Genomic DNA, 23,573 nt, shown 5'->3' on the forward strand with positions numbered 1-23,573 from the left:
CCCCCTGTCAACGGGCCGTGAGGCCTACTTCGCGGCCGGGGCGTTGCCCCAGTCGGGCGTCAGCCAGTGGCCCTTCTCCATGGGGAGCGGCAGCTGGTTGTTGCCCTCGGCGGTCATCACCCACAGGTGCGCGCCGCCGTTGCGGTTGGTGCTGAACATGATGAGCCGGCCGTTGGGGGAGAAGGTCGGCTCCTCGTTGCTGCCCTGGTCCTGCGTCAGGCGCGTCACCTTGCCCGTCTCCACGTGGACGGTGAACAGGTCGAACGCGTTGCGCTCGTCGCGCGCGGTGAAGGCGATGAGGTCCCCGCGCGGCGACCAGTCCGGCGTCTGGTTGTAGTTGCCCTGGAAGGTGAGCCGCTTCACGCCGGAGCCGTCCGCGCCCATCACGTAGACTTGGGGGCTGCCACCCCGGTTGGACACGAACGCGATGCGCTTGCCGTCCGGCGACCACGTGGGGCTGGTGTTGAGGCCGTAGGGCGTGTCGGTGATGGCCTTCGCGCCGGAGCCGTCCGCGGCGGCGACGTGGATCTGCGCGCTCTCACCCTCGGCCAGCGCGTACGCGATGCGCCTGCCGTCCGGCGAGAAGGCGACGCCCGTGGCCATCTGCCCGTCCGTCACCACCGCCTTCGCCTCACCGCCGGGGGACTGCACGTAGATGTCCGGCCGGTTCTTCCGGTAGGACGTGTAGGCCACCTGGCCTGCCGGGCTGAGCGTGGGGAGGATGTGCGTGCCGCCCCTGGTGAGCGCCTGCGCGCCCATGCCGTCCCAGTCCGCCACGTACACGTCGCGGTTGGCGCCCGCCTTGCGCACGTAGGTGATGCGCGACAGGAAGGGGCTCGCCTCGCGGGTGAAGTGCCGGTAGAGCGCGTCCGCCAGCGCGTGCGCCAGCTTCCGGGGCTCGTTGGCCGGCGCGTCCTTCGCGACCTTCAGGTCCTCGTGGCCGGTGGCCACGTTGAACAGGCGCATCTCCCCGCGCAAGCTGCCGCCATCCTGCGCGAGCGACACCTTCACCAGCGACTCCGCGCCCACGTCCGCCCAGCGGCTGAAGTTGATGCTGGCCGCCGTCATGCCTTCCTTCGCGTCGGCGGTGAAGCCGGCGCGGTCCAACACCTGGAAGATGCCGGAGGCGGTGAGGTCGTACGTGAAGGCGGTGTCGAACGCGCCCGCCGTCTTCTTGTCGCCGCCGTCCTGCACCGAGGGCGCGGGCGACGCGAGCGGCAGCGGACGGAAGTTCGCGCCGGAGATTTCAATGACGGGCGCCTGCGCCAGCACCAGCGCGGGCACGAGGAGGAGCGACAGCAGGAGGGCTTTCATGGGCTGAACACCAGGACGACGCCGTTCTTCTGGAGCGCGTCGCGAAGGGCATCGGGGGGAGGGGAGAAGGGAGACGCCTTGCGCACGGCGGCCACGACCGCCGAGTCGAACAGTTCGTTGCCACTGGCCTTGGCCAGGCTCACGTCCAGCACCTCGCCGGCGCGGCCCAGCCGCATGGCCACCTGCGCCTTCAGGTACAGGCGCTCCGCGTCGGGGATGGTGTCCGCGACGTTGTAGTGCCGGCGCACCTGGGACTTGAGGAGGCCGTAGTACCGCTCGCCCTCCTGCACCGCGGAGTCGCCGTCCGGGTCGCCGTCCTCCGCGCCCTCCAGCTCCTCCGGCTCGCTGGGCTTCGCCGACTTGTCGAACGCGCCGAAGAGCTTCTTGCGCCGGTCCTCCGCGTTCACCTCGCCCTTCTGGGGCGTGGGGGCGGGGGCGGGCTTCGCGCCGGGCACCGCCACCGCGTTGGGGGAGGGCGCGGGCACCGGCTCCTGCGAGGGCGGCGTGGGCACGGGCTTCGCGGCGACCTCCTTGGGCGGAGGCTGGGCCTGCTCCTTGCGGGGCAGCAGCTTCGGGTCGCGGGGCTTGCCCAGGCGCACGAGCGACGCGTTGATGGGCTTCTGGTCCAGGTCCATCTTCGGCGTGGACGTGAAGCGCGCGTAGAGCATGCCCGCCACCAGCACCGCGAGGTGGCCGCCCACGGAGAAGACGACGAAGCGCGACAGCTTCGAGGGCCGTGCCACCAGCAGGCTGTGGGTCACCGCGGAGTCCATGCGCTAGCGCTTCGCTTCCTTTGACTTGCCCTTGGCGCCGCCGGCCGTGGGCGTCTTGTTCCCGGGGTTGGACGCCTTGCCGCCGGTGGAAGGGTCCGTGATCATCCCCACGTTCTTGATGCCCGCGCGCTGGGCGGCGGCCATCACCTCCACCACCACGCCGTAGGGCACGTCCCGGTCCGCGTGCAGGTAGACCTCCTTGTCCGCCTGCGCCTTGGCGTTGGCGGCCAGCTTCGTCTCCAGCTCCTCCAGGGGGACCTCCGCGTCACCGATGTAGACCTTCTTGCCCGCGTCGATGGAGAGGACGACCTTCTTCTCCGTCGCCTCCACCGGGGTGGCCTTGGTCTCCGGGAGGTTCACCTTCACGCCCTGCTGGATGAGGGGCGCGGTGACCATGAAGATGATGAGCAGCACCAGCATCACGTCCACCATGGGCGTGACGTTGATCTCGCTCATGGTGGTGCGGCCACCGCCGCCTTTTCCGCCGCCCATGCCCATGGGTGTGTCCCCTTGTGCCTAGCGGAAGAAGTGCCGCTTGATGATGTTGAGGAAGTCCGCGGAGAAGTTGGACATCTCCGTGTCGAACACCTTGATGCGGCTGACGAACGAGTTGTAGGCGACCACCGCCGGGATGGCCGCGAACAGGCCCGCCGCCGTGGCGAACAGCGCGTTGCCCACCGGCGCCGCCACCGTGGCCAGCGTCGCGTTGCCCTGTTCGGCGATCTGGTTGAACGCGCTCAGGATGCCAATCACCGTGCCGAACAGGCCCACGAACGGCGACGCGGCGCCCACCGTGCCCAGGAAGGACACGCGGTTCTCCAGCTCCGTGATCTGCGCCGTGGCCGCGCGGTTGAGCGCGCGCTCCACGTTCTCGATGCCGCCCAGCTTCGCGCTCATCGCGTCCTCCGCGGAGCCCTCCTTGCCCGTCTGCGCCAGCTTGCTCAGCTCCTCGTAGCCCGCGCAGAACACCTTCGACAGCGGCGAGCCGTCCAGCTTCTGGGCGGACTGGTAGATGGCCTCCAGCCGGGACGCCTTCCAGAACGTGTCGAGAAAGGTGAGCGACTGGGAGCGGGCGCGGGACAGCTGGGTGAACTTCATGGCGATGAGGGCCCAGGAGGCCACGGACACCGACATGAGGAGCAGGAGCACCGCGAGCTCGATGAACGACGCGTCGCGGATGATCTCCACGTAGTTCATGGCGCCAAAGGCCAGGGGCAGGTGGGGTATCATTGGGGTTCAGCGCGTAACATCCACTCGCGGGTGGGTCAAACCCGCCGTCGGAGCCCGGTTGCTTTGGCCGGGACTGAATAATTCCCCGGGTCGGTCGTCTGGAGGGTTGTTACGGGCCGACGACCTCAACTTCCCGAAACACGGATGCCCACCATGAACGCGAGACTGCTCGCCACATTCCTCTGCCTCGGCGCTGGTTCCACCGGCTGCGTCATCGAAGACAACAGCCCCCGCTACCCCGGCGACGTCCGGCTGATGTGGACCTTCGCGGGGGCCCGCTGCGACGAGGCGCGCGACATCCGGGGCGTCGACATCACCATCGACGGGGAGCTGCTGGAGAACGGTGGCCAGTATCCCTGCCAGGCCAACGGCTTCGACGGCATCATCCTCCACGACTTCGCGCCGGGCGTGTATTCCTTCAGCGCGGTGGGCGTGGACTACAACAACGTGGCGCGCTTCACGTACAGCGGCACCTTCCGGGTGGACGGCGACGTGTCGGTGAACATCGACCTCGCGCCGAACGGCGGGCAGGGTTCTTCCTACGCCTACGTCAACTGGCTGTTCCCGACGGAGGTGGGCAGCCAGTATCCCACCTGCCGCCAGGCGGGGGTCGTCTCCGTGGACGCCCGGGTGGATGACGGCGCGTGGGCGAACTTCCCCTGCATTGATGGCAGCGAGGGCAACTCGGTGAGCACGCCGCCGCTGGCGCCCGGGCAGCACTATCTGGAGGTGGTGGCCCTGGATGTGGACGGACTGCCCGTCTACTACTACGGCGGGGCCTTCACGTCGCAGAGCGGCGCGCCGGTGTCCGTCACGGCGGAGACGTACGCCATCGGCGGGGCCGCGGTGGGCTGGAAGTTCTACGAGGCCGGCAACCCGCACTCGCTGAGCTGTGGCCAGGCGGGTGTCACCGAGGTGGGCATCAACTTCCAGGACATCTACACGGGCCTGTGGGTCTACGGCGTGGAAGGGCAGTGGTTCTCCTGCAACGAGTCTCCGGCCGTCTTCGAGTTCCTCCGTCCGGGCCGCTACTTCGTGTCCTTCAAGGCGTCGGGGACGGGGGGCCGCTTCTACGAGTCCCGCTCGGACCTGCCGCCCTACGATGTCTTCGCCCACGACTTCCCGCAGGCGAATGAAGCCCTGGACGCCTCCCTCTTCCGCGTGAGGTAGGCACCCCCCTCCAGGCAGGGGCACGAGCAAGGGTCGGAGGCCTTCGGGCTTCCGGCCCTTCGTGCGTTCCGGGGGCCCGGGCTCCAGGCCGGGCCGTTGGCATCAAACGTGATAGGGACAGGCTCCATGCGGCAAGACAGCCACGGTCCCATCGGCGTGTTCGACTCCGGCATCGGAGGGCTCACGGTCCTCAAGGCGCTCATGGCGCGGCTCCCCCACGAGCGGACGGTCTACCTGGGGGACACGGCGCGCGTGCCCTACGGCACCAAGTCCGGCGAGGTGGTGACGCGCTACTCGCTGAAGAACGCGGAGTTCCTGATGGAGCGCGGCATCAAGCTCCTGGTGGTGGCGTGCAACACCGCCTCCGCCGCGGCGCTGCCCGCGCTGTCCGCCGCGCTGCCGGTGCCGGTGCTGGGCGTCATCGAGCCGGGCGCCCGCGCGGCGCTGCGCCAGACGCGGGGCGGCGGCGTGGGCGTCATCGGGACGCCGGGCACCATCCGCTCGGGTGCCTACCAGCGGGCGCTGGAGGCCGGGAGCCCCCAGGTGGCGGTGAAGGCGCGGGCGTGCCCGCTCTTTGTCCCATTGGCGGAGGAAGGGTGGACCACGGGCGACGTGCCGCTGCTGGTGGCGCGCGAGTACCTGGCCGGCTTCGCGCGGGATGGCGTGGACACGCTGGTGCTGGGCTGCACCCACTACCCGCTGCTCAAGGGCGTCATCGCGGAGGTCGTGGGGCCGGACGTGTCGCTGGTGGACTCGGCGGAGGCCACCGCGGAGGCCGTGGCGGAGCTGCTGGGCGCCCGGGGCCTGCTCGCGCCGGAGGCGCCCACGGCGCCGGAGCACGCGTACTTCGTCACCGACGTGCCGGAGCGCTTCGTGGAGGTGGGGGCCCGCTTCCTGGGGCGCGCCATCCCTTCCGCGGAGCAGGTGGACCTGCGCTTCTAGCCCCGCGGCCTGCTGGAGGGCCCCGGGCGTCGGGGCCCGGGCCTCACGGGGTGGGGCGGGAGGAGATGGGCTGCACGGGCTCCTCGGCGGAGGCCTTGAGCAGCTCCTTGGCTGCCTGGAGGACGGGCACCTGCGTGGCGTCGTCCACGGCGACCAGCGCCTGCGCGGCCTCCGTGCCGATGTCGTCCTGGCGCGGCAGCTGGCCGGTGACCCAGGTGATGAGCCGCTCCATCAGCGGGAAGAAGTGGATCATCCTGAGCGGCCGGTTCATCCAGCCCACGGTGATGCAGTAGTACTGGTTGAAGGGCGCGGTGTGGTGGATGCGGTGGTGGTCCGGCGGCAGGATGAGGTGCACGCGCTGCAGGAAGTGGATGAGCGCGGGCGGCGTGTCCAGGTGCGACCACTTGTGGAACTGGTTGGTCGCCATCACCCAGAAGATCATCGCGCCCAGGAACGCGGCCAGGAACACCCAGCCCGGCCCGTTGAGCGGCACGGCCACCGCGAGCGCCGCCACCGGCAGCGACACCAGGCAGTTGTTGCCGTTGGTCTCCACGAAGTCGTGGCGGGTGATGGCCTTCTCGTCGACGTGGTGCTCGCGGAAGGGGCGGATGAACGCCTTGCCCAGGACGGGCATCTGCGTGGAGCCCCAGGTGTCACCCATCCAGTGGACGAACCCGGACACGAAGTCCGCGGCCAGGTAGCCCAGCACCACCGCCAGCGTCAGCATCCACGGGCCGGTGTGGGGGGTGCTCCAGAGCTTGTAGGCGAGCACGCCTTCCAGCGCGACGAACGACACGATGGAGGCGATCTCCATCGCGCGGATGGCGGGGGAGTACCCCTGCGCCAGCGCCTGGGCATCCTGGAGGCGGACCTTGTCCGTGATCTTGTCCGGCTTCGTCATCGGTGGGTTCCCGCCCTTCAAAGGAGGCTTGATGAAGGCTTCAAGGCCTGGAGGATAGCGCGCACGTCGGAGTGGTTACGTACCCCAGGCCGTTTCGGCTTTTCAACAAAGGGGCCCCCTGTCCGCCGGCCTGCCGGGCACAGCGTGGATCCGCACACTCAAGGTGCGAGACGCACACCGGCGAGCAGGCTGGCACCGGCCGTCACAATGCGCGGGAGCGTGACGCTTGCCTTGTGAAGCCTGGAACCCGCTGGTACGGTGCCCGACCTCGGCAATGGCGAAAACCTTCGAAAAAGCCGTCACTGGCTTCAACCACAACATCAAGCACAAGGGGAAGGTCTACCACGTCCAGACCGAGGACTCTGGTGTCAACAATCCTCACATCATCACCCACCTGTTCGTGGGCGGGAACATCCTCGCGTCGAAGAAGACGTCCTACGCGGACATCCTCAACGCGGAGAACCTGGCGGAAGTCGTCCGCGAGCTGATGGAGGAGCAGCATAAGGAAATGCTGCGGAACCTCATCAACGGGGTCTACGACAACTACGAGTCCACGGTCCGCTCGTACCAGCCGGGCCAGCTCGCCACGGACGCCGAAGCCGCCGCCGCGCCGAAGTTGCAGCCCATCGCCGCGCCGCGCCCGGTTCCGCCGCCTCCGCCCCCCGCCGTCGCCGCCCCCATCCTGCTGCCTCCTGAAGTGGCCGCCGCGCGCGCCCTCAAGGAGAAGCCCCGCATCAACGAGGTGGGCGTGGAGACGCTGTTCGGCGAGGACCTCATCTCCGAGAAGAGCCTGGACGAGGTCATCCTGAGCTACCTCGCCAGCGAGGGCGACCCCTCGTAGCGCCGTGTCCCCGTGAGCGGCCCGTTCCTGGGGCGTGCTCCGGGGCCGTGGTAGGCTGGGCGGGCTCGCGCGCCCGGTCATGATCCAGTTCTTCCACGTCTACAAGGCGTATCCCGGCGATCCGCCGGTGCTGCAGGACATCAACCTGAACGTGGAGAAGGGCGAGTTCGTCTTCCTCACCGGGCCCTCGGGCGCGGGCAAGACGACGCTGCTCAAGCTCATCTTCTGCGGGGAGAAGGCCACCAAGGGGCAGATCCTGGTGGGTGGCAAGAACATCGCGCGCATCCGCGAGTCGGCGGTGCCGTACCTGCGCCGCAACATCGGCGTCGTGTTCCAGGACTTCAAGCTGCTGCCCCACCGCAGCGTCGCGGACAACGTGGGCTTCACGCTGGACGTGCTGGGCGTGCCCCGCGCGGAGTCGCGCGAGAAGGTGCACCGGATGCTCAAGCGGGTGGGGCTGGAGCACAAGGCGAACTCGCTGCCCCTGCGGCTGTCGGGTGGAGAGCAGCAGCGCGTGGTGATTGCCCGCGCGCTGGTGAACGACCCCACCATCCTCCTGGCGGACGAGCCCACCGGCAACCTGGACCCGGCGCTCACGGTGGAGATCATGGACCTGCTCACGGACATCAACATCCGGGGCACCACGGTGATGGTGGCCACGCACGACGCCACGCTCCTGTCGCGCTACCAGAAGCGCACGGTGCGGCTGGAGCGCGGGCTCATCGTCTCCGACGAGGACGGCGTCAAGGCGGCGCGGCGGATGGTGGTATGAGCGTGCTGTCGAAGGCGGCCTACTTCTGGCGCTCGGCGGCGGGCGGGCTGAAGCACGCCCCCTTCGTCCACTTCATCGCCGTCTCCACCATCGCCATCGCGCTGTTCGCCGCGGGGCTGGCGCGCGGCGCGGCGCACGTGGTGGACAACCTGCTCGCGTCGCTGGGCGGGGAGGTGGAGGTGACGCTCTACCTGGCCCCGCAGCTGGGGCAGGACGAGGTGCACGGCGTGCACTCGCGCGTGGTGGAGCTGAGCCAGGGCGAGGTGACGGTGGTGCCGCCGGACGCGGCGCTGCAGCGGCTCAAGCGCGAGCTGGGGGACCTGGGCGAGGCCCTGTCGGAGCTGCCGGAGAACCCGCTGCCCGCGACGCTGGAGCTGCGCGTGCCGGAGGCCCGGCGCTCCCCCGCCGCGCTCCAGGCGCTGGCGAAGGAGCTGCGCGCGCTGCCCGGCGTCACCGGCGTGGACTACGGCGAGGCCGCGGTGGAGCGGCTGTCCGCCATCGCGCGGGCGCTGCGCTTCGGGGCGCTGGTGTCGCTGGTGGTGGTGCTGGGGACGACCATCGTCATCGTCGCGGCCACGCTCCAGCTCGCCATCTATTCGCGGCGCGAGGAGATTGAAATCCAGAAGCTGGTGGGCGCCACCGACCGCTTCGTGAAGGCCCCCTTCCTGCTGGAGGGCCTGTTGCAGGGATTGCTGGGCGCGCTGGTGGCGCTGGGTGGGCTGTGGCTCTTCGGCCGGCTCCTGGGGCCCACGCTGGGCTCGCTGTTCGCCTTCCTGCTGGGGCCGGGGGTGAGCGCGCCGTGGGTGGAGACGCGCACCGTGGTGGAGCTGCTCGCGGCCGGCTGCGCCCTGGGCCTGGGCGGCAGCTTCGTCGCGGTGGGGCGCTTCCTCCGGGTATGAGGCGGCTCGCGTGGCTGGTGCTGGTGCTGGTGCTGGTGCTGGGGGCGACGACCTCCGCGCGGGCCCAGCAGGACGAGGAGGCGGAGCGCGCCGCCATCCGGGAGAAGCTGTCCGCGCAGCGCGCGACGCTGGCGCTGGTGGAGGCGAAGAAGCTCTCCGTGCTGGAGGGCATGGAGCTGATGGAGGACATGGCCTCCTTCTCCCGCCGCCGCGTGCGCGCGCTGGAGGGGGACCTGGGCCTGTTCCGCCGCCGCGTCACGCTGGCCGAGCGCGAGGAGGCCGTCCTGCGCGAGGCCCTGCGCGCCCAACTGCGCCGCCTGTCCCCGCGCCTGCGCACCCTGTACCGGCTCCAGCGCCGCCGGCCGCTGGAGATGCTCCTGTCCGCGGAGGACTTCTCCGCGCTCGTGTGGCGGGCCCGCGCGGTGGAGGCCAGCATGGCGGGGGACCTGGAGCTGCTGCGCACCGTGCAGCACGTGGCGGGGCTCCAGCGCCAGGCGACGCTGGAGCTGAAGCGGCTGCACGCCTCGCTGTCCCAGCGCGTGGCCTTCCTCCAGCAACAGTCGAAGCAGGCCCGCGCGCAGCAGGAGGCGCTGGAGGAGGTGGTGGGGAAGCTGGCCGGTGAGGCGGAGCTGGCCAAGCGCGCCGTGCGCGAGCTGGAGGGCGCGGACGCGGAGCTCACCCGCATGCTGGTGGACCTGCACGAGGCCCCCGCGACCACCGGCTTCGGCGCGCTGAAGGGGAAGCTGCCCCGGCCGGTGGCGGGCATCATCGAGGTGGGCTTCGGCCGCGTGGTGAATCCGCGCTTCAACACCGTCACCGTGCAGAAGGGCGTGGACATCCGCGTGCCGGCGGGCACCCCGGTGCACGCGGTGGCCGAAGGCACGGTCGTCTACGCGGGCTGGCTGCGCGGCTACGGCAACCTGCTCATCGTCGACCACGGCGACGACTTCCACACGCTGATGGCCCACCTCTCCACCATCGGCACGGAGGTGGGCGCGCGCGTGGCCCCGGGCGACGTGGTGGCCGAGGTGGGTGACACCGGCTCCCTCAAGGGCGCCTACCTGTACTTCGAGGTGCGCCGCGCCGGGCAGGCCGTGGACCCCGCCCCGTGGCTGGCCCCCGCCGCCGCGCCCTGACTCTGTCAGCTCTGACGCGCTGCGCCGGAGAAGGGGACGCGTTAGAAGGGGGCGGTACGGCTGTCGCGGCAGGAGGAGGCTCGCACGTGGACCTGATGGTGGGGATGCAGAAGGCGATGCGCCGGGTGCTGGTGGCGCGTGGCGTCCAGTCGGAGACGGTGAACGTCGCGGGCCAGGCGGTGCACCACTACGCGCTCCAGGGGCAGGGCAAGGGCCCGCCGGTGCTGCTGGTGCACGGGCTGGGCGGGTCCGCCAACGGCTTCGCGCGGACGTTCTTCGGGCTGGCGCGCCGCTTCTCGCGCGTGCTGGCGCCGGACCTGCCGGGCCACGGCTTCTCCGGGGCGTACTGCGGCGGGCCCACCTGCGTGAAGGGCCAGTTCGACGTGCTCAGCGCCTACTGCGAGCAGGTGGTGGGGGAGCCCGCCCTCGTGGTGGGCAACTCGCTGGGCGGGGCCATGGCCGTCAACCTGGCGGCCGAGCATCCGGCCCTGGTGAAGGCGCTGGCGCTGGTGGCCCCCGCGGGCGCGGAGCTGACGCCGCAGGCCCTGACGACGCTCCTGAGCGTGTTCGAGGTCAAGTCGAACGAGGACGCGCGCGAGCTCACGCGGCGGCTCTTCCACCGTCCGCCCTGGGCCGCGATGGTGCTCGCGTCGGAGATGCGCAAGTTCTATTCGAACCCCACGGTGCAGGCGCTGGCGGCGGACGCCATCGCCACGCAGGCCAGCATCGCGCCGCAGGTGGTGCGGGACCTGAAGATGCCGGTGCTCTTCCTGTGGGGTGGCAGCGAGCGCCTCCTGCCCCCGGAGATCCTCACCTGGTACCGGCAGCACCTGCCGCCCCAGGCGGAGGTCCACGTGGTGGAGGGCTTCGGCCACGTGCCGCAGATGGAGCGGCCGGACGCGTTCGTGTCCCACCTGGTGGGCTTCGCGGACCGGGCCGGCCTGACGGGCGAGAATCGTCCGGTGGACCGGGTGTAGACTCCGGGGCTCTCGCAGGGCCCCCTCCTCCCAGCCACAAAGGACGCGCTCCCGTGACAGGTCTCCTCCCGCCGTGGCGCCTGGGCCTGGCCGCGCTCCTCCTGTGGGGCGCCCCCGTGTTCGCGAAGGCCCCGGCGGACGCGGCCGGCAGGGACGAGACGGCGTACCGGCAGCTGGAGCTGTTCGCGCGCGTGCTCTCCTACGTGGAGAACAACTACGTGGAGCCGGTGGACCGCAAGACGCTCATCCACGGCGCCATCCAGGGGATGCTGGACACGTTGGATCCGCACACCGTCTTCATGCCCCCGGAGGTGTTCCGGGAGATGAAGATCGACACGTCGGGCGAGTTCGGTGGGCTGGGCATCGAAATCGCGCGCAAGGGCGACCGGCTGGTGGTGGTGGCCCCCATCGACGACACGCCCGCGGCCCGCGCCGGCATCAAGGCCGGGGACGAGCTGCTCGCCATCGACGGGGAGAGCACGCAGGGCATGGACCTGGGCCGCGCGCTCCAGAAGATGCGGGGGCCCGCCGGGGGCCGCGTGCTGCTCACGCTCATGCGCGCGGGCTTCAACGCGCCCCAGGAGCTGGCCATCCTGCGCGACCACATCCGCATCGTGTCGGTGGAGGGCGCGCTCTACGAAGGCATCGGGCACGTGAAGGTGAAGAACTTCCAGGACCGCACGGACCAGTCCCTGCGCAAGGAGCTGGACCGGCTGCGCGCGCTCAACGGCGGCCGGGAGCTGGACGGCCTGGTGCTGGACCTGCGCAACAACCCCGGCGGCCTGCTGGACCAGGCGGTGGCCATGAGCGACCGCTTCCTGCCGGGCAACCTGCCCATCGTGTCCACGCGCGGGCGCGAGGGCCGCAACGCCTCCGAGGAGCGCAGCCGCGACCGCGACACGGAGAAGGACTATCCGCTGGTGGTGCTGGTCAACGCGGGCAGCGCGTCCGCGTCGGAGATCGTGGCCGGGGCGCTCCAGGACCACGGCCGCGGGGTCATCATGGGCACGCAGACCTTCGGCAAGGGCAGCGTGCAGACCATCATCGAACTGGAGGATGGCTCCGGGCTGAAGCTCACCATCGCCCGCTACTACACGCCCAAGGGCCGCAGCATCCAGGAGAAGGGCATCACCCCGGACTTCCTCGTGCCGGAGGAGGGCCCGGGCGGGGCGGCCACCAACGCGCCCCGGGAGAAGGATTTGCAGCGCCACTTCCGGGCGGAGCCGTCCCAGGCGACGTCGGAGGTCGCGGCCGCGCCGCGCGGACTGCCCGCGAACCTGAAGGACTGGGCGGTGACGGCGAAGCTCACGGATTCGCAGCTGCGGGTGGCCCTGAACTACCTCCACGGGTTGGCGCCGGGAGCGGCGTCCCGGGGGCCCGGGAGCACGGCGGGTCGCTGAAACCCCTTTCGAGGCTGGCATTCCGCTGCGCAGTGCGTGTAATGCGCACAGCAACGAGGGAGACCGGATGCAACGTCCTTTCAAGCGCGCGCTGCACGCGACGCTCAGTGGCTGGCTGGTGGGAATGCTGGCCCTGGGCCCCGCGGCGGCGGCGCAGCAACACGTACCGCTGCGGCTCATCCCGCGCACGCTGCCGGCGGCGGCGGGCCCGCGCGTGGCGGTGGTGGCCATTCCGTTGGACCCCTCGCTGGAGGGCGAGGCGCTGAAGCTGGCGCACTGGGCCGAGCAGGCCGTGGCGCGCTCCGGGAGGCTGGAGCTGGTGCGGCTCGCGGACGCGCTGGACGCCCAGGGCGCGAGCGCCCGGGAGGCGAAGGCGGTGGAGGGCAACGCCGCGTACAAGGAGGGCGCCAAGGCCTACGACGAACTGGACACCGTGAAGGCGCTCCAGAGCTTCGACAAGGCGGTGCGCGCCTACGAGCAGTCGGACCTGTCGCGCGCGTTCGCGCTCCTGAGCCGCGCGCGGGTGATGAAGGCCGCGTCGCAGTTGGCCAACGGGGAGAACAAGGCCGCGGAGCTGGAGATGCGCTCGGTGCTGGCGGTGGACCCCCGCGCCCAGTTCAACCCGAACTTCTTCCCACCCGAAGCGGTCGCGTTCGTGGAGAAGGAGCGCAAGGCGCAGCTGGACGGCGCGGAGGCCTCGCTGTCGGTGCGCACCCAGCCGGTGCCCGCGCAGGTATTCGTGGACGGGGCGTTCCGGGGCGTGTCCCCGCTGACGCTCACCGGCCTGACGCGCGCGGACCACTACGTGACGCTGGTGGCGCCGGGCTACGCCATCCAGGAGGGGCGGGCGCGCGAAGGGGATGCGGCCTTCACGCTCACGCCCCTGCCCGTGCAGCAGCGGATGAACGCGCTGGTGGCGCGCATCGCGAAGGAGCCGGACGGCGAGGAGCGTGACAAGGCGCTGCGCGAACTGGGCGCGCTCGCGGGCGTGCCGCAGGTGCTGGCGCTGCTGGTGCGCGGCGGGCCGGGCAACGCGCCCCTGAACGTCACGGGCGTGCGGCTGGACGTGACGGACGGCCACAACCTGGCGTACGGCATGGGGCCCCAGGTGCCGCGCGGCGACGCGATGGCCACCGGCTCCGAGTCCTTCCTCACGGGGCTGGTCGCCCAGGACGCGGCGCGCGTCGGTGGCAAGCCGACGACGCACTTCACCGGGGGCGGCAGCGTGAGCCGCCGCACGGTGGGCTACGTGCTGCTGGCCACCGGCGTGGCCCTGCTGGCGGGCGGCATCTACTTCGGGCTGGAGGCCTCCTCGAAGTCGGATGCGTTCAAGACGGCCCCCCAGGGCAGCACCCGCGCGGAGGACCTGAAGAGCACCGGCAAGACGTACGCGCTGGTGGCGGACGTGGGCGTGCTGGCGGGCCTCGTGTCCGCGGGCGCCGGCGGCTACCTCGCGTTCTACAACAAGGGCGGGAGCGGTTCGGCGTCCCCGGCCACCCCCAGCCGGACGCCCGCGCGCGACGTGCAGGCCCGCGACGCGAAGCCCATCGACCAGGCGCTGCCCATGCCTCCGCCGCCCGCTCGCACCGAGCCGGCCCCGAAGGCGAACGCCACGTCGACGCCGCCCGCCGCGACGCCGGCCACGCCCCCTCCGGCCGCGGCGCCGCCCGCAGAGCCGGTGCCCGCGTTCGAGCCCCCCTCCACGCCGCCCCCCGCGCCGCCCGCGAGGAAGCTGACGCGCAAGGAGCGCGAGGCGGAGGCCCGGCGCCAGCGTGAGGAGGAGGCCCGCCTCAAGAAGGAGCAGCGCGAGCAGGAGGAGCAGCGCAAGCGCGACGAGGAAGCCAGGCGCAAGCGGGACGAAGAGGAGAAGCGCAAGCGCGAGGAAGAGGAGAAGCGCAAGCGCGACGAAGAGAAGAAGCAGCGTCCCAAGCTCGACGAAGACGATCTCCGGAACTACTAGCCATGCGCCTTCGCCTCCCATCGCTCATCGTTCCCTCGGCCCTGTTGCTGGGGCTGGGGTTGTCCGCCTGCAGCCTGCTCGTCGACTTCGACCCGGAAGGGCAGCCCTGCGACCGGGGCCAGTGCCTGGAGGGCTACGTCTGCAAGGACGAGGTCTGCGTCTCCGGGGACAGCACCCCCACCGACGGCGGCCCGACGGACGCCGGTGTCCTCACGGATGCCGGCACCTCCGACGCGGGCTCGGACTCCGACGCGGGCGTTGATCCCGACGCGGGCCTCGACCCCGACGGCGGCCTCACCGACGGCGGCTGACGTCCCGGGCCGGGCGGTGGACCGGCCCGCGCCACGTGCCCCCACGCGCGTGGCCACCGGGCCACGCCGTGTCCGCCCGGACACGGCTGCTTCCGGGCAGGCAGCACCCCTGAAACCCCCGTCATTCCAGTCGCTTGCACGGGGTGTCCCCGCGCGGGAGCCCACGCCGGTGCGTGGCATCATCCATGCTCTGGAGCCTTCCCACGGAGGCATCAACGACATGGGCAAGCGCGTGGGAGTGCTGATGGGCGGGTGGGGTGAGGAGCGGGAGATCTCGCTCAAGACGGGGGAGGCCGTGGTGGCGGCCCTGGAGACGCTGGGGCACACCGTCACCCGCGTCTTCGCGGGCCCCGGGCTGGACCGGGCGCTGCGCGCCGCGGAGCTCGACGTGGCCTTCCTCGCGCTGCACGGCCGCATGGGCGAGGACGGCCGCGTGCAGGGCCTGCTGGAGCTGCTGGAGCTGCCCTACACGGGCTCCGGCGTGCTGGCCTCCGCGCTGGCCATGGACAAGCCCATGGCGAAGAAGCTCTTCCAGCTCCACAACCTGGCCACGCCCCGGGGCTACAAGGTGGGCCGCGCGGACGCGGCGCGCGCGCTGGAGCTGCACGGCGACAGCGGCTTTCCCTGCGTGGTGAAGCCCGCGAAGGGCGGCTCCTCCGTGGGCCTGTCGGTGGTGCACGACGCCGGGGCGCTGGTGCCCGCGGTGGCCCAGGCGTGCCGCTTCGGCGGCGAGGCCCTGGTGGAGCGCTTCGTCCCGGGGCAGGAGGTGACGGTGGGCATCCTCGGCGACAGCGTGCTGGGCAGCTGCGAGGTGGCCTTCCCGCGCGAGGGCTTCGACTACGACGCCAAGTACAAGGGCGGCGCGCGGTACTTCCTGCCGCCCCGGCTGTCCGACACCCGCCGCGTCAACGTGGAGACGCTCGCGCTCGCCGCGTACCGCGCCCTGGGCTGCCGGGGCTACGGCCGCGTGGACCTGCTGTGCTCGGACACGGAGAACGACGTGGTGCTGGAGGTGAACACCCTGCCGGGCTTCACCCCCACCAGCCTGCTGCCCAAGATCGCCGCCCGCGCGGGCCTGGACTTCCCGGAGCTGGTGCAGGGCGTCCTCGACCGGGCCACCCGCGACGAGTCCCACGTCCGCGAAGAGGTCCCCCTCGTCTCCGACGCGCCCCCCACGCCCCTGCGCGCCGCCCGCTAGGTCCTCCGCCGCCGGGCGCACCCTGGGGGTCCTCCACCCGAAGGGGCCGGGGCCTGCCCCCCAGCGCGCCTGACACGGGGAAGACCGGGATGACGTTTCGCGTCAAACCAGCCCTTCCAGATGTCTCGAAACCGGGGAATAGTTTGACACGACCCGGGTGCCTCCCTATTGTCCGGCCGCGATCAGGAGTCGGAACGTTAAAGCCTAGTCTTTTCGGGCACATACGGGGCGGGGCTCAGCGGACCCAGCAGGCGGCGGTCAGCGTGAGCGGGTCGGTCGGGCATGCCGCCACGTCTGGTAGGACCGCTGGCGACAGGGCCAGCGGGAGGGGCTGAGCGTCACCGATGACCACCGTTGAGATCATCTTCCTGGCTGTCTACTTCAGCCTGCTGAGCGTGCTGGGGGTCTATGGATCCCACCGGTATCGCATGGCGTTCCTGTACTACCGCCACAAGTTCAAGCTGCCCACTCCGAATGGAACGCTCGCCGCGTTGCCTCGGGTGACCATCCAGCTGCCCATCTTCAATGAGATGTACGTGGTGGAGCGCCTGGTGGAGTCGGTGTGCCGCATCGACTACCCGCGCGAGCTGCTGGAAATCCAGGTGTTGGACGACTCGACGGACGAGACGTGCGGCATCGCGCGTGCGTGCGTGGAGCGCCACCGCCAGAAGGGCCACGACATCGTCTACATCCACCGCGTCAACCGCCAGGGCTACAAGGCGGGCGCGCTGGAGAACGGCCTGAAGCTGGCCACGGGCGAGTACGTGGCGGTGTTCGACGCGGACTTCGTCCCGAGCCCCGACTTCCTGATGCGCACGGTGCCCTTCTTCGCGGACGCGAAGGTGGGCATGGTGCAGGTGCGCTGGGGCCACCTGAACCGTGAGTACTCCATCCTCACGCAGGCCCAGAGCATCTTCCTGGACGGGCACTTCATCATCGAGCACACCGCGCGCAACCGCGCCGGCTGCTTCTTCAACTTCAACGGCACGGCGGGCATCTGGCGCCGCGGCACCATCTCCGACGCGGGCGGCTGGCAGCACGACACGCTGACGGAGGACCTGGACCTGAGCTACCGCGCGCAGCTCAAGGGCTGGCAGTTCGTGTTCCTGCCGGAGGTCATCTCCCCGGCCGAAGTGCCGGTGGACATGAACGCCTTCAAGAGCCAGCAGCACCGCTGGGCCAAGGGCTCCATCCAGACGGCGAAGAAGCTGTTGCCCACCATCCTCAAGAGCGACCTGCCGCTGCTGGTGAAGCGCGAGGCGTTCTTCCACCTCACCAACAACATGGCGTACCTGTTGATGGTGCTGCTGTCGGTGCTGATGCCCATCAGCATGGTGGTGCGCTTCCAGCACGGCCTGTACGGCACGCTGTTCCTGGACCTGCCCTTCTTCATCACCGCGACGGCCAGCGTCTGCGTCTTCTACGTGGCCGCCCAGCGCGAGCGCGGCGCCACCGGCTGGGAGCGCTTCAAGTACCTGCCGTTCCTGATGAGCCTGGGCATCGGCCTGGCCATCAACAACGCGAAGGCCGTGGGCGAGGCGCTGCTCAACCAGCAGTCGGGCTTCGCGCGCACGCCGAAGACGGGCGCCGAGGGCAAGAGCGTCAAGGCGCCGGTGAAGAAGAGCTACCGCGGCAGCAAGACGCTGATGCCGGTGGTGGAGCTGCTCTTCGCCGCGTACTTCACCGGGGCGCTGTGGTTCGCCATCGACTCGCGCATCTACACGTCGGTGCCCTTCATCGTCCTGTTCCAGGCGGGCTTCCTGTACGTGGGCGTGTCCAGCCTGCTGCAGGGCTTCGTGGGCCGGGTGAAGGTGGCCGAGTCCGCCCCCGCCGTGACCTCCCCGGAGGAGCAGCCGCGTCAGGCGGCCTGAAGTCCCTCCGGGCCGTCATCTCCCAAGCAGCTCGCGCCGCCGCTTCCTCTTCCAGTTCCCGGAAGCAGGGACGGCGGCGCGGTGCTTTTCCGGCACGGCGCCATGGGTCCGGAGGCCCGGAGGCCCGGGCGGACCTACAGGCCGGCGTCCGGCGTCCCGCGCAGCAGCACCTGCTCCTGGCGCACGGGGGCCGGGCCGGAGGTGGCGGGGCGGCAGCCCTCGTCGATGGCGGTGCTGGACGCGGCCCGCAGGGTGAGGCCGGTGTCGGCGCAGGCCACCGCCTCGGTGGGGAAGGCGACGGGGCAGGGTGTCCCCGCGCCGGTGAAGCCGGTGGCGCGCGTCTCGCCCACGAAGCCGTCCGGGGTGCGGTGCAGGACGATGCCCACCGAGCCCGCGTCCGGAGACTCCACGCCGCCGTCCGCCCACGCGCGCACCACCGCGAGCGTCAGGGTGCCGCCGTCGTCCTGGCCCAGGTAGCGGAAGGCCGGGTTCTGCGCGTGGAAGTAGTCGCCGGACTGGTTCTTCTCGCAGCCCGGCGGGACGCGGACGGCGGGCGGCGAGGCAGGGGCTGTCTGCACCCGGGGCGGGGCCTTGGCCGGACAGGCCGTGAGGGAGAGGACACAGAGGCCAAGCGGGAGGGTGACGAGGGCGCGGTGCATGGGGCGCGGATATTCTCCCAACCCGGGGTCCCGTGGGACGGTGTTTGCTTCCCCTGGGATGACTCTCTAACCTTCGGATCGACATGAGCCTTCGCCGCTTCGCCGTCCTGTCGCTCGTCGCCACCCTGACGCTTCCGTCCGCGGTCTTCGCCCAGGAGACCGACGACCTCATGGCTCCCGAGGAGGAGGCGCCGACGACACCCAAGGCCCGGCCCAAGACGCCGAAGCCGAAGGCGGTGAAGCGCAAGCCCGCTCCGAAGAAGGAGCGCGTGGGCAAGAAGGTGAAGCCGGGCAAGACGCCCGCGGTGTCGCCCACCGCCGCGCCCGAGGCCGCGAAGTCCCTGCTGGCGTTCAAGCTGGGCAGCAACGCGCGCAGCGCGAAGGTCACCGTGGATGACGTGGAGGTGAACCCCCAGTCGCCCGTGGAGCTGCCGCCGGGAGAGCACCGCGTCGTGGCGCGCCGTCCGGGCTACTCGGACTTCGTCCAGCGCGTCGTGTTGGTGCCGGGCCAGACGACGGACGTGACGGTGGCCCTGGAGGTCGCGACGGGCGTCGCCACCCTGCGCGCGGACGTGCCGCGCGCCACGGTGCTGGTGGATGGCGTGAAGGTCGGCGTCACGCCGATGGAGAACTACACCCTCAGCCCGGGCCAGCACGAGGTGGAGTTCCGCGCCCCGGGCCTCAAGGACGTGAAGAACATCGTCGTGCGCGCCGGCCAGCTCTACGTGGTCGAAGGCCGCCTGCGCCCGGTGGCGGACTCGGACGTGCCGCGCAACGCGGTGCTGGAGCCGGCGGCGACCCCGGGCGGACCGGTGGAGCAGCCGGGGCTGGCGCTGGGCACGGAGCAGCCTCCGGAGCTGAAGGAGGAGGGCGGCACGGCGTGGTACCAGCGCTGGTACGTCTGGGTGGGCGTGGGTGTGGTGGCCGCTGGCGCGGGTGCCGCCTACGCGGTAACCCGGGGCCCCGCGGCGCTCGACCCGAACGTCGACGTCTGCGGTGGGCAGTGCGACGGCACCATCGGCGCGGGCCTGCGCTCGGGGATGCCCGCGAGCGCGCTGCGCTTCTGACGTCGCGCGGCGGGCCCTGACGTCGGGCCCGCGAGGGGCCTGCTGCCTACTGGCCCCGCAGGTCGTCCTCGCCTCGGCCCGCGCCCGGCTCCAGCCGCAGGTAGAGGGCCGTCACCCGGCCCACGCCCCAGAAGTCCAGCGCGGTGGCGCGCAGACGGAAGGGCTCCGACTCTGGCAGCAGCTCGGTGATGTCCACTTCGTTGGGCTCGAAGGTGAAGGCGTGCCGGCCCAGGTTGTCCACCTGCTCGTTGCCGATGAAGACGCTGTCGGTGAAGCCCACCGCGGCCCGGCGCGACACCTTGCCCTTCGCGTCCAGCACCTCCAGCAGCAGGAAGTTGTCCACGGCGAAGCCCTGGGTGCAGGCCTCGTCCCCGCAGAGGCGGGCCCTCGCGCCGTCCAGTCGTAGCGGCTGCGTCTCCCCGGTGGCGACGACGCGGGGCGTGCGCTCGCCCTCGCGCGTGTCCACCTCCACGTCCTCGCGCCGCTTCTCCAGGCTCGCGGTCTCGCGCTCGGGCGTGTTGGTGAGCAGGCGGACCGAGCGCGGCTGGGCCGACACGGCGGCGGCGGCGGGCACGGGAACCTGTTTGGCACAGGCGGCCAGGAGGCCAACGGCGGCGGCGGCGGTCAACGTTCGCGGGTGGAGCACAGGCAGGCTTGTAGCGAGCGCCCCTGGAGCGGGTCAATTAGCATGCCCCCATGAGGACCTTCCCCGGGTGGTGGTTGCTGTGCGTGCTCGTCGCAGGACCGGCCGCGGCGGCACCTCCCCGCGCGACGCCAGTGACAACGCCGGCCCCGGCTCCAGCCTCCGTGATGGGCGCGGGAAGCGTGGCGCCGGAGGTCCAGCTCTGCCTGCAGCACCTCAAGCCCTCGGAGCGTGACCGGGCCGCGCGGGCGCTGGGGCCGCTGGAGTCCGTGCCGCGCTACCGCGTGCAACTGGAGGTGGAGCCGAAGGAGCGGCGCGTCTGGGGCAAGGTGCAGGTGGAGCTGGTGGCGAAGGGCCCCGCCCCCCTCACCGAGCTGTACCTGCGGCTGACGCCCAACGCCCGCTCGCGCCAGGTGACGCTCTCCGGCGCGAAGCTCAACGGCCGGGCCGTGACGCTGGAGCCGGGGCCGGAGCCCACGCTGCTGCGCGTGGCGGTGGCGCCGCCGGTGGCCCCGGGGGGCGCGGTGTCGCTGGAGGTCGCGGTGAAGGGCACGGTGCCCCGGGCGGCGCCGGGCGCGGAGTCGCTGGCTGGCCTGGGCGGGCTCATGGGCGGCGGCGGCAAGCAGGGCGGCGCGGAGGACCACGGGGCCTTCTCCGCCACGGCGGACGTGGTGAGCCTGGTGGGCGTGGTGCCGCAGGTGCCCCCGGTGGATGGCCAGGGGCGGCCGTGGGCGGGGCCACAGGGGCAGGGGGACCTGGCGCTGTACGAACCCGCGCACGTGCTGGCCACGCTCACCGTGCCCGCGGGCTGGGCGGCGCACGCCACCGGGACGCCGCTGGGGGAGGTGCCCGAGCGCGATGGCCGCGTGCGCTACAGCTTCGCGGCCGCGGCGGTGCGCGACTTCCCGGTGCTGGTGACGCGCGGCTACCAGTCCGCCACCGCCACGGTGAACGCCGTCACGGTGGAGAGCCACTTCGCGCCCCAGGACGCGGCGGTGGGCAAGCGCGTGCTCAAGTACGCGTCGCAGGCGCTGGCGGAGTTCGAGAAGCGCCTGGGCCCGCTGCCCTACACCCATTTCCGCGTGGTGCAGGCGCCCCTGAGCGGGGGCGCGGGCGGCATGGAGTTCCCGGGGCTCGTCACGGTGGCGACGTCGCTCTACCGCGCGAAGGGGGACTCCTCGCAGCTGCTCGCGGGCATGCCCGGCATGGACGAAGCGATGCAGGCCTTCCTGGGCGCGCAGGGGGCGGGGCTGATGGCCCAACTGGGGGACTCGCTGGAGCGCACGCTGGAGTTCACCGTGGCGCACGAGGTGGCGCACCAGTACTTCGCGGGGCTCGTGGGCTCCGACCCCATCCGCGACCCGGTGGTGGACGAGTCGCTGGCGCAGTACGCCGCGCTCCTCTACATCGAATGGGCCCACGGCCCGCAGGCCGCCGAGTCCCTGAAGCAGGAGGCCCTGGTGATGCCCTACCAGCTCTTCCGCATGTCGGGCGGGAAGGACGGCCGCGCGGACCGGCCCGCGGGCGACTTCCAGGGCGGTGAGATGGAGTACGGCGCGCTCGTGTACGGCAAGGCGCCGCTCCTGCACCACGCGTCGCGCAAGCTCGTGGGGGACGAAGCCTTCTTCAAGGCCCTGCGCGCCTACGTGGACACGTACCGCTTCAAGTGGGCGTGCAGGACGTGCTTCACGCAGGAGCTGGCGAAGGCGAGCCCCGTGAACGCGAAGGCGCTGGGCGCCCTGCGCACGCGCTGGTGGGAGGAGGCCCACGGCGACGAGGACCTGGGCGGCGGGGACCTGAAGGGCCTGATGGACGCCATGGGCGGCGGCCTGGGCGACGTGAAGCTGGACGCCCAGACGCAGCAGCTGCTGGAGGAGCTCATCCCCCAGCTCATGGGGCAGTGACTCCCGCGCGAGGCGCGGCCCGTCAGTCGAACAGGGCCTGCACGAACTCGCGCGGTTCGAAGCGGCGCAGGTCGGCGATCTTCTCGCCCACGCCCACCCAGACCACCGGCAGCTTCAACTCGTCGCAGATGCCGATGATGACGCCGCCCTTGGCGGTGCCGTCCAGCTTGGTGAGCGCGATGGAGGTGACGCCCACGGCCTCGTGGAACTGCTTGGCCTGCATGATGGCGTTCTGCCCGTTGGTGGAGTCCAGCACGAGCAGCACCTCATGGGGCGCGCCGGGCAGCGCCTTGTCCATCACGCGCTTGACCTTCTTGAGCTCCTCCATGAGCGGGGCCTTGGTGTGCAGCCGGCCCGCGGTGTCCGCGATGATGACGCTGGCGCCCTCCGCCTGGGCCTTCTTCACCGCCTCGAAGACGACGGCGCCGGGGTCCCCGCCGTCGGTGCCCTTCACCAGCTGGGCGCCGGCGCGCTCGGCCCACACGTCCAGTTGTTCGGTGGCGGCGGCGCGGAAGGTGTCGCCCGCGGCGAGCACCACCTTCTTGCCCTGGCCGGTGAGCTGCGCGGCCAGCTTCCCGATGGTCGTCGTCTTGCCGGCGCCGTTGACGCCCACCACCATCACGACGTGAGGCGGGCCGCCGCCCTCCAGCGAGCGCGGCACGGGCAGGTCCACCATCCGCGCCACCTCCTCGCGGATGACGCCCTTGATGCGCTCCGGGTCGCTCAGCTCCTTGCGCTTGAGCTTCTCGCGCGCCACCTCGACCAGGTGGTTGGCGGTCCGGACGCCGATGTCGGCGGTGAAGAGGATCTCCTCCAGCTCCGCCAGCACGGACTCGTCCACTTCGCGCTGCTGACCGAACAGCCCGTTGAGCCGGGCCATGAAGCCCTGGCTCTTCGTGCGGTCCAGGCCCTGCGCCAGGGTGCGGCCCCCTTCGGCCTCCACCTTGGCGCGCTGGGCGGCGGCCTCGGCCTGACGGGCGGCCTCCGCCTGGGCGGCCTCCTGGGCCAGCGCCTCTTCGCGCAGGCGCACCGCTTCGGCCTGCTCCCGCTTGCGGCGCTCGCGCGTCTCGTCGTCGACGGCCTTCTTGGCGCGGTACTCGACGCGCTTGGCCTCCTCCTCGCGCTCCTTGAGGGTGCGGACCTCCGCCTCCAGGCGGGTGCGCTCGGCGCTGTCCTTCGTCCCCCGGATGGCGAGCGACGCGGACTCGCGCTGACGGCGCAGGTCCTCCGTGCGGGCGTGGGCGTCCTCCGCGTCGCGGCGCAGGGCCAGCTCCGTGTCGGAGGGCGGCAGCTCCACGCGCAGCTCGGGGCGCTCGGCGGGCAGCTGGGGGGCCTGCTCCGGGGCCTTGCGGGGGGCTTCGGGCGGGCGCTTGCGGCCGAATAGCTTGCGGGCCGCGAGGACCATCAGGAGGACGAAGAGGGCCGCGCCGCCAATGCCCACCACGTCGCCGCCGGTGAGGCCGGTGTCCGCGGGCGGGGTGCCCGTGCCCGGCTGCGTCGTGCCGCCACCGGGGGTGGTGGGGACGGGGGCGGGGGCGGGGGGCGCCTGCGCGAGCAGGGCGTCGAGGGCGTTCGGGGTCTTCATCGCCGCTCCGCATACACCAA

General features: G+C 71.6%; 22 protein-coding genes. 14 read left to right on the plus strand and 8 right to left on the minus strand.

Translation table 11 applies throughout. The features are described 5' to 3' along the window. Positions 1-24: 24 nt before the first annotated feature. Genes OV207_RS29695 through OV207_RS29710 form a run of 4 tightly spaced genes read right to left on the minus strand, consistent with a single transcriptional unit; the run spans position 25 to position 3,317 of the window. Complete coding sequence (locus tag OV207_RS29695; RefSeq protein WP_267558433.1) at positions 25-1,314, minus strand: DPP IV N-terminal domain-containing protein; 1,290 nt, start codon at positions 1,312-1,314, stop codon at positions 25-27. Then, positions 1,311-2,087 (minus strand): TonB family protein, encoded by a 777-nt coding sequence (locus OV207_RS29700; protein WP_267558434.1) that lies wholly within the window; start codon positions 2,085-2,087, stop codon positions 1,311-1,313. Before OV207_RS29700 ends, OV207_RS29695 begins: the two co-directional genes overlap by 4 nt. Before the next feature lie 3 nt (positions 2,088-2,090). Then, positions 2,091-2,585 carry a protein TolR gene (tolR, locus tag OV207_RS29705; protein ID WP_193349335.1) on the minus strand — a complete coding sequence of 165 codons (495 nt, stop codon included), beginning with the start codon at positions 2,583-2,585 and terminating at the stop codon, positions 2,091-2,093. An 18-nt stretch (positions 2,586-2,603) separates the two neighbouring features. Beyond that, entirely contained in the window at positions 2,604-3,317 is a 714-nt protein-coding gene (locus OV207_RS29710; RefSeq protein WP_193349336.1) for a MotA/TolQ/ExbB proton channel family protein, read from the minus strand. 153 nt (positions 3,318-3,470) lie between these two features. On the opposite strand from OV207_RS29710, the gene OV207_RS29715 reads away from it, so the two are divergent. Beyond that, positions 3,471-4,487, plus strand: coding sequence for a hypothetical protein (locus tag OV207_RS29715; RefSeq protein WP_267558435.1), 1,017 nt, complete (start codon positions 3,471-3,473; stop codon positions 4,485-4,487). A gap of 126 nt (positions 4,488-4,613) precedes the next feature. Further along, the gene (murI, locus tag OV207_RS29720; protein WP_193349338.1) at positions 4,614-5,429 is read left to right on the plus strand and encodes a glutamate racemase; all 816 of its coding nucleotides are present in this window, start codon (positions 4,614-4,616) and stop codon (positions 5,427-5,429) included. Positions 5,430-5,472: 43 nt separating this feature from the next. On the opposite strand, the gene carF is transcribed toward murI, so the two are convergent. Beyond that, complete coding sequence (gene carF / locus OV207_RS29725; RefSeq protein ID WP_193349339.1) at positions 5,473-6,330, minus strand: plasmanylethanolamine desaturase; 858 nt, start codon at positions 6,328-6,330, stop codon at positions 5,473-5,475. 274 nt (positions 6,331-6,604) lie between these two features. On the opposite strand from carF, the gene OV207_RS29730 reads away from it, so the two are divergent. The 10 genes from OV207_RS29730 (at position 6,605) to OV207_RS29775 (ending at position 17,695) form a co-directional block, all read left to right on the plus strand. Then, positions 6,605-7,171 carry a hypothetical protein gene (locus OV207_RS29730; RefSeq protein WP_193349340.1) on the plus strand — a complete coding sequence of 189 codons (567 nt, stop codon included), beginning with the start codon at positions 6,605-6,607 and terminating at the stop codon, positions 7,169-7,171. Between the two features lie 79 nt (positions 7,172-7,250). Next, positions 7,251-7,943 carry a cell division ATP-binding protein FtsE gene (gene ftsE, locus OV207_RS29735; RefSeq protein ID WP_193349341.1) on the plus strand — a complete coding sequence of 231 codons (693 nt, stop codon included), beginning with the start codon at positions 7,251-7,253 and terminating at the stop codon, positions 7,941-7,943. After that, positions 7,940-8,842: a cell division protein FtsX gene (locus OV207_RS29740; RefSeq protein WP_193349342.1), complete on the plus strand. Its 903-nt coding sequence runs from the start codon at positions 7,940-7,942 to the stop codon at positions 8,840-8,842. Before ftsE ends, OV207_RS29740 begins: the two co-directional genes overlap by 4 nt. After that, positions 8,839-9,978, plus strand: coding sequence for a murein hydrolase activator EnvC family protein (locus OV207_RS29745; protein ID WP_267558436.1), 1,140 nt, complete (start codon positions 8,839-8,841; stop codon positions 9,976-9,978). Before OV207_RS29740 ends, OV207_RS29745 begins: the two co-directional genes overlap by 4 nt. A gap of 86 nt (positions 9,979-10,064) precedes the next feature. Continuing rightward, positions 10,065-10,955 (plus strand): alpha/beta fold hydrolase, encoded by an 891-nt coding sequence (locus OV207_RS29750; protein WP_267558437.1) that lies wholly within the window; start codon positions 10,065-10,067, stop codon positions 10,953-10,955. A gap of 53 nt (positions 10,956-11,008) precedes the next feature. After that, positions 11,009-12,355, plus strand: coding sequence for a S41 family peptidase (locus tag OV207_RS29755; protein ID WP_193349345.1), 1,347 nt, complete (start codon positions 11,009-11,011; stop codon positions 12,353-12,355). 67 nt (positions 12,356-12,422) lie between these two features. Beyond that, positions 12,423-14,315 carry a PEGA domain-containing protein gene (locus OV207_RS29760; protein WP_267558438.1) on the plus strand — a complete coding sequence of 631 codons (1,893 nt, stop codon included), beginning with the start codon at positions 12,423-12,425 and terminating at the stop codon, positions 14,313-14,315. A 2-nt stretch (positions 14,316-14,317) separates the two neighbouring features. Continuing rightward, the gene (locus OV207_RS29765) at positions 14,318-14,626 is read left to right on the plus strand and encodes a hypothetical protein (protein WP_267558439.1); all 309 of its coding nucleotides are present in this window, start codon (positions 14,318-14,320) and stop codon (positions 14,624-14,626) included. 220 nt (positions 14,627-14,846) lie between these two features. Next, complete coding sequence (locus OV207_RS29770) at positions 14,847-15,824, plus strand: D-alanine--D-alanine ligase family protein (RefSeq protein WP_267558732.1); 978 nt, start codon at positions 14,847-14,849, stop codon at positions 15,822-15,824. 344 nt (positions 15,825-16,168) lie between these two features. Then, entirely contained in the window at positions 16,169-17,695 is a 1,527-nt protein-coding gene (locus tag OV207_RS29775) for a cellulose synthase family protein (protein WP_193349348.1), read from the plus strand. Between the two features lie 134 nt (positions 17,696-17,829). On the opposite strand, the gene OV207_RS29780 is transcribed toward OV207_RS29775, so the two are convergent. Further along, on the minus strand, positions 17,830-18,354 hold the full coding sequence (locus OV207_RS29780) for a hypothetical protein (protein ID WP_267558440.1): 525 nt from the start codon (positions 18,352-18,354) through the stop codon (positions 17,830-17,832). Positions 18,355-18,437: 83 nt separating this feature from the next. Here OV207_RS29780 and OV207_RS29785 point away from each other — a divergent pair, with 83 nt between their 5' ends. Beyond that, positions 18,438-19,421: a PEGA domain-containing protein gene (locus tag OV207_RS29785; RefSeq protein ID WP_267558441.1), complete on the plus strand. Its 984-nt coding sequence runs from the start codon at positions 18,438-18,440 to the stop codon at positions 19,419-19,421. A 46-nt stretch (positions 19,422-19,467) separates the two neighbouring features. On the opposite strand, the gene OV207_RS29790 is transcribed toward OV207_RS29785, so the two are convergent. Continuing rightward, the gene (locus OV207_RS29790; RefSeq protein ID WP_324291576.1) at positions 19,468-19,995 is read right to left on the minus strand and encodes a hypothetical protein; all 528 of its coding nucleotides are present in this window, start codon (positions 19,993-19,995) and stop codon (positions 19,468-19,470) included. 122 nt (positions 19,996-20,117) lie between these two features. Between OV207_RS29790 and OV207_RS29795 the strand changes: the two genes are divergently transcribed. Then, complete coding sequence (locus OV207_RS29795; RefSeq protein ID WP_420715275.1) at positions 20,118-21,968, plus strand: M1 family aminopeptidase; 1,851 nt, start codon at positions 20,118-20,120, stop codon at positions 21,966-21,968. Between the two features lie 22 nt (positions 21,969-21,990). Here the strand turns inward: OV207_RS29795 and ftsY are convergent, their stop codons facing one another. Continuing rightward, positions 21,991-23,553, minus strand: a complete 1,563-nt coding sequence (ftsY, locus tag OV207_RS29800; RefSeq protein WP_267558443.1) for a signal recognition particle-docking protein FtsY — start codon at positions 23,551-23,553, stop codon at positions 21,991-21,993. Positions 23,554-23,573 lie beyond the last annotated feature (20 nt).

The sequence above is a fragment of the Corallococcus sp. BB11-1 genome, from assembly GCF_026626625.1.
Lineage (GTDB): Bacteria > Myxococcota > Myxococcia > Myxococcales > Myxococcaceae > Corallococcus > Corallococcus soli.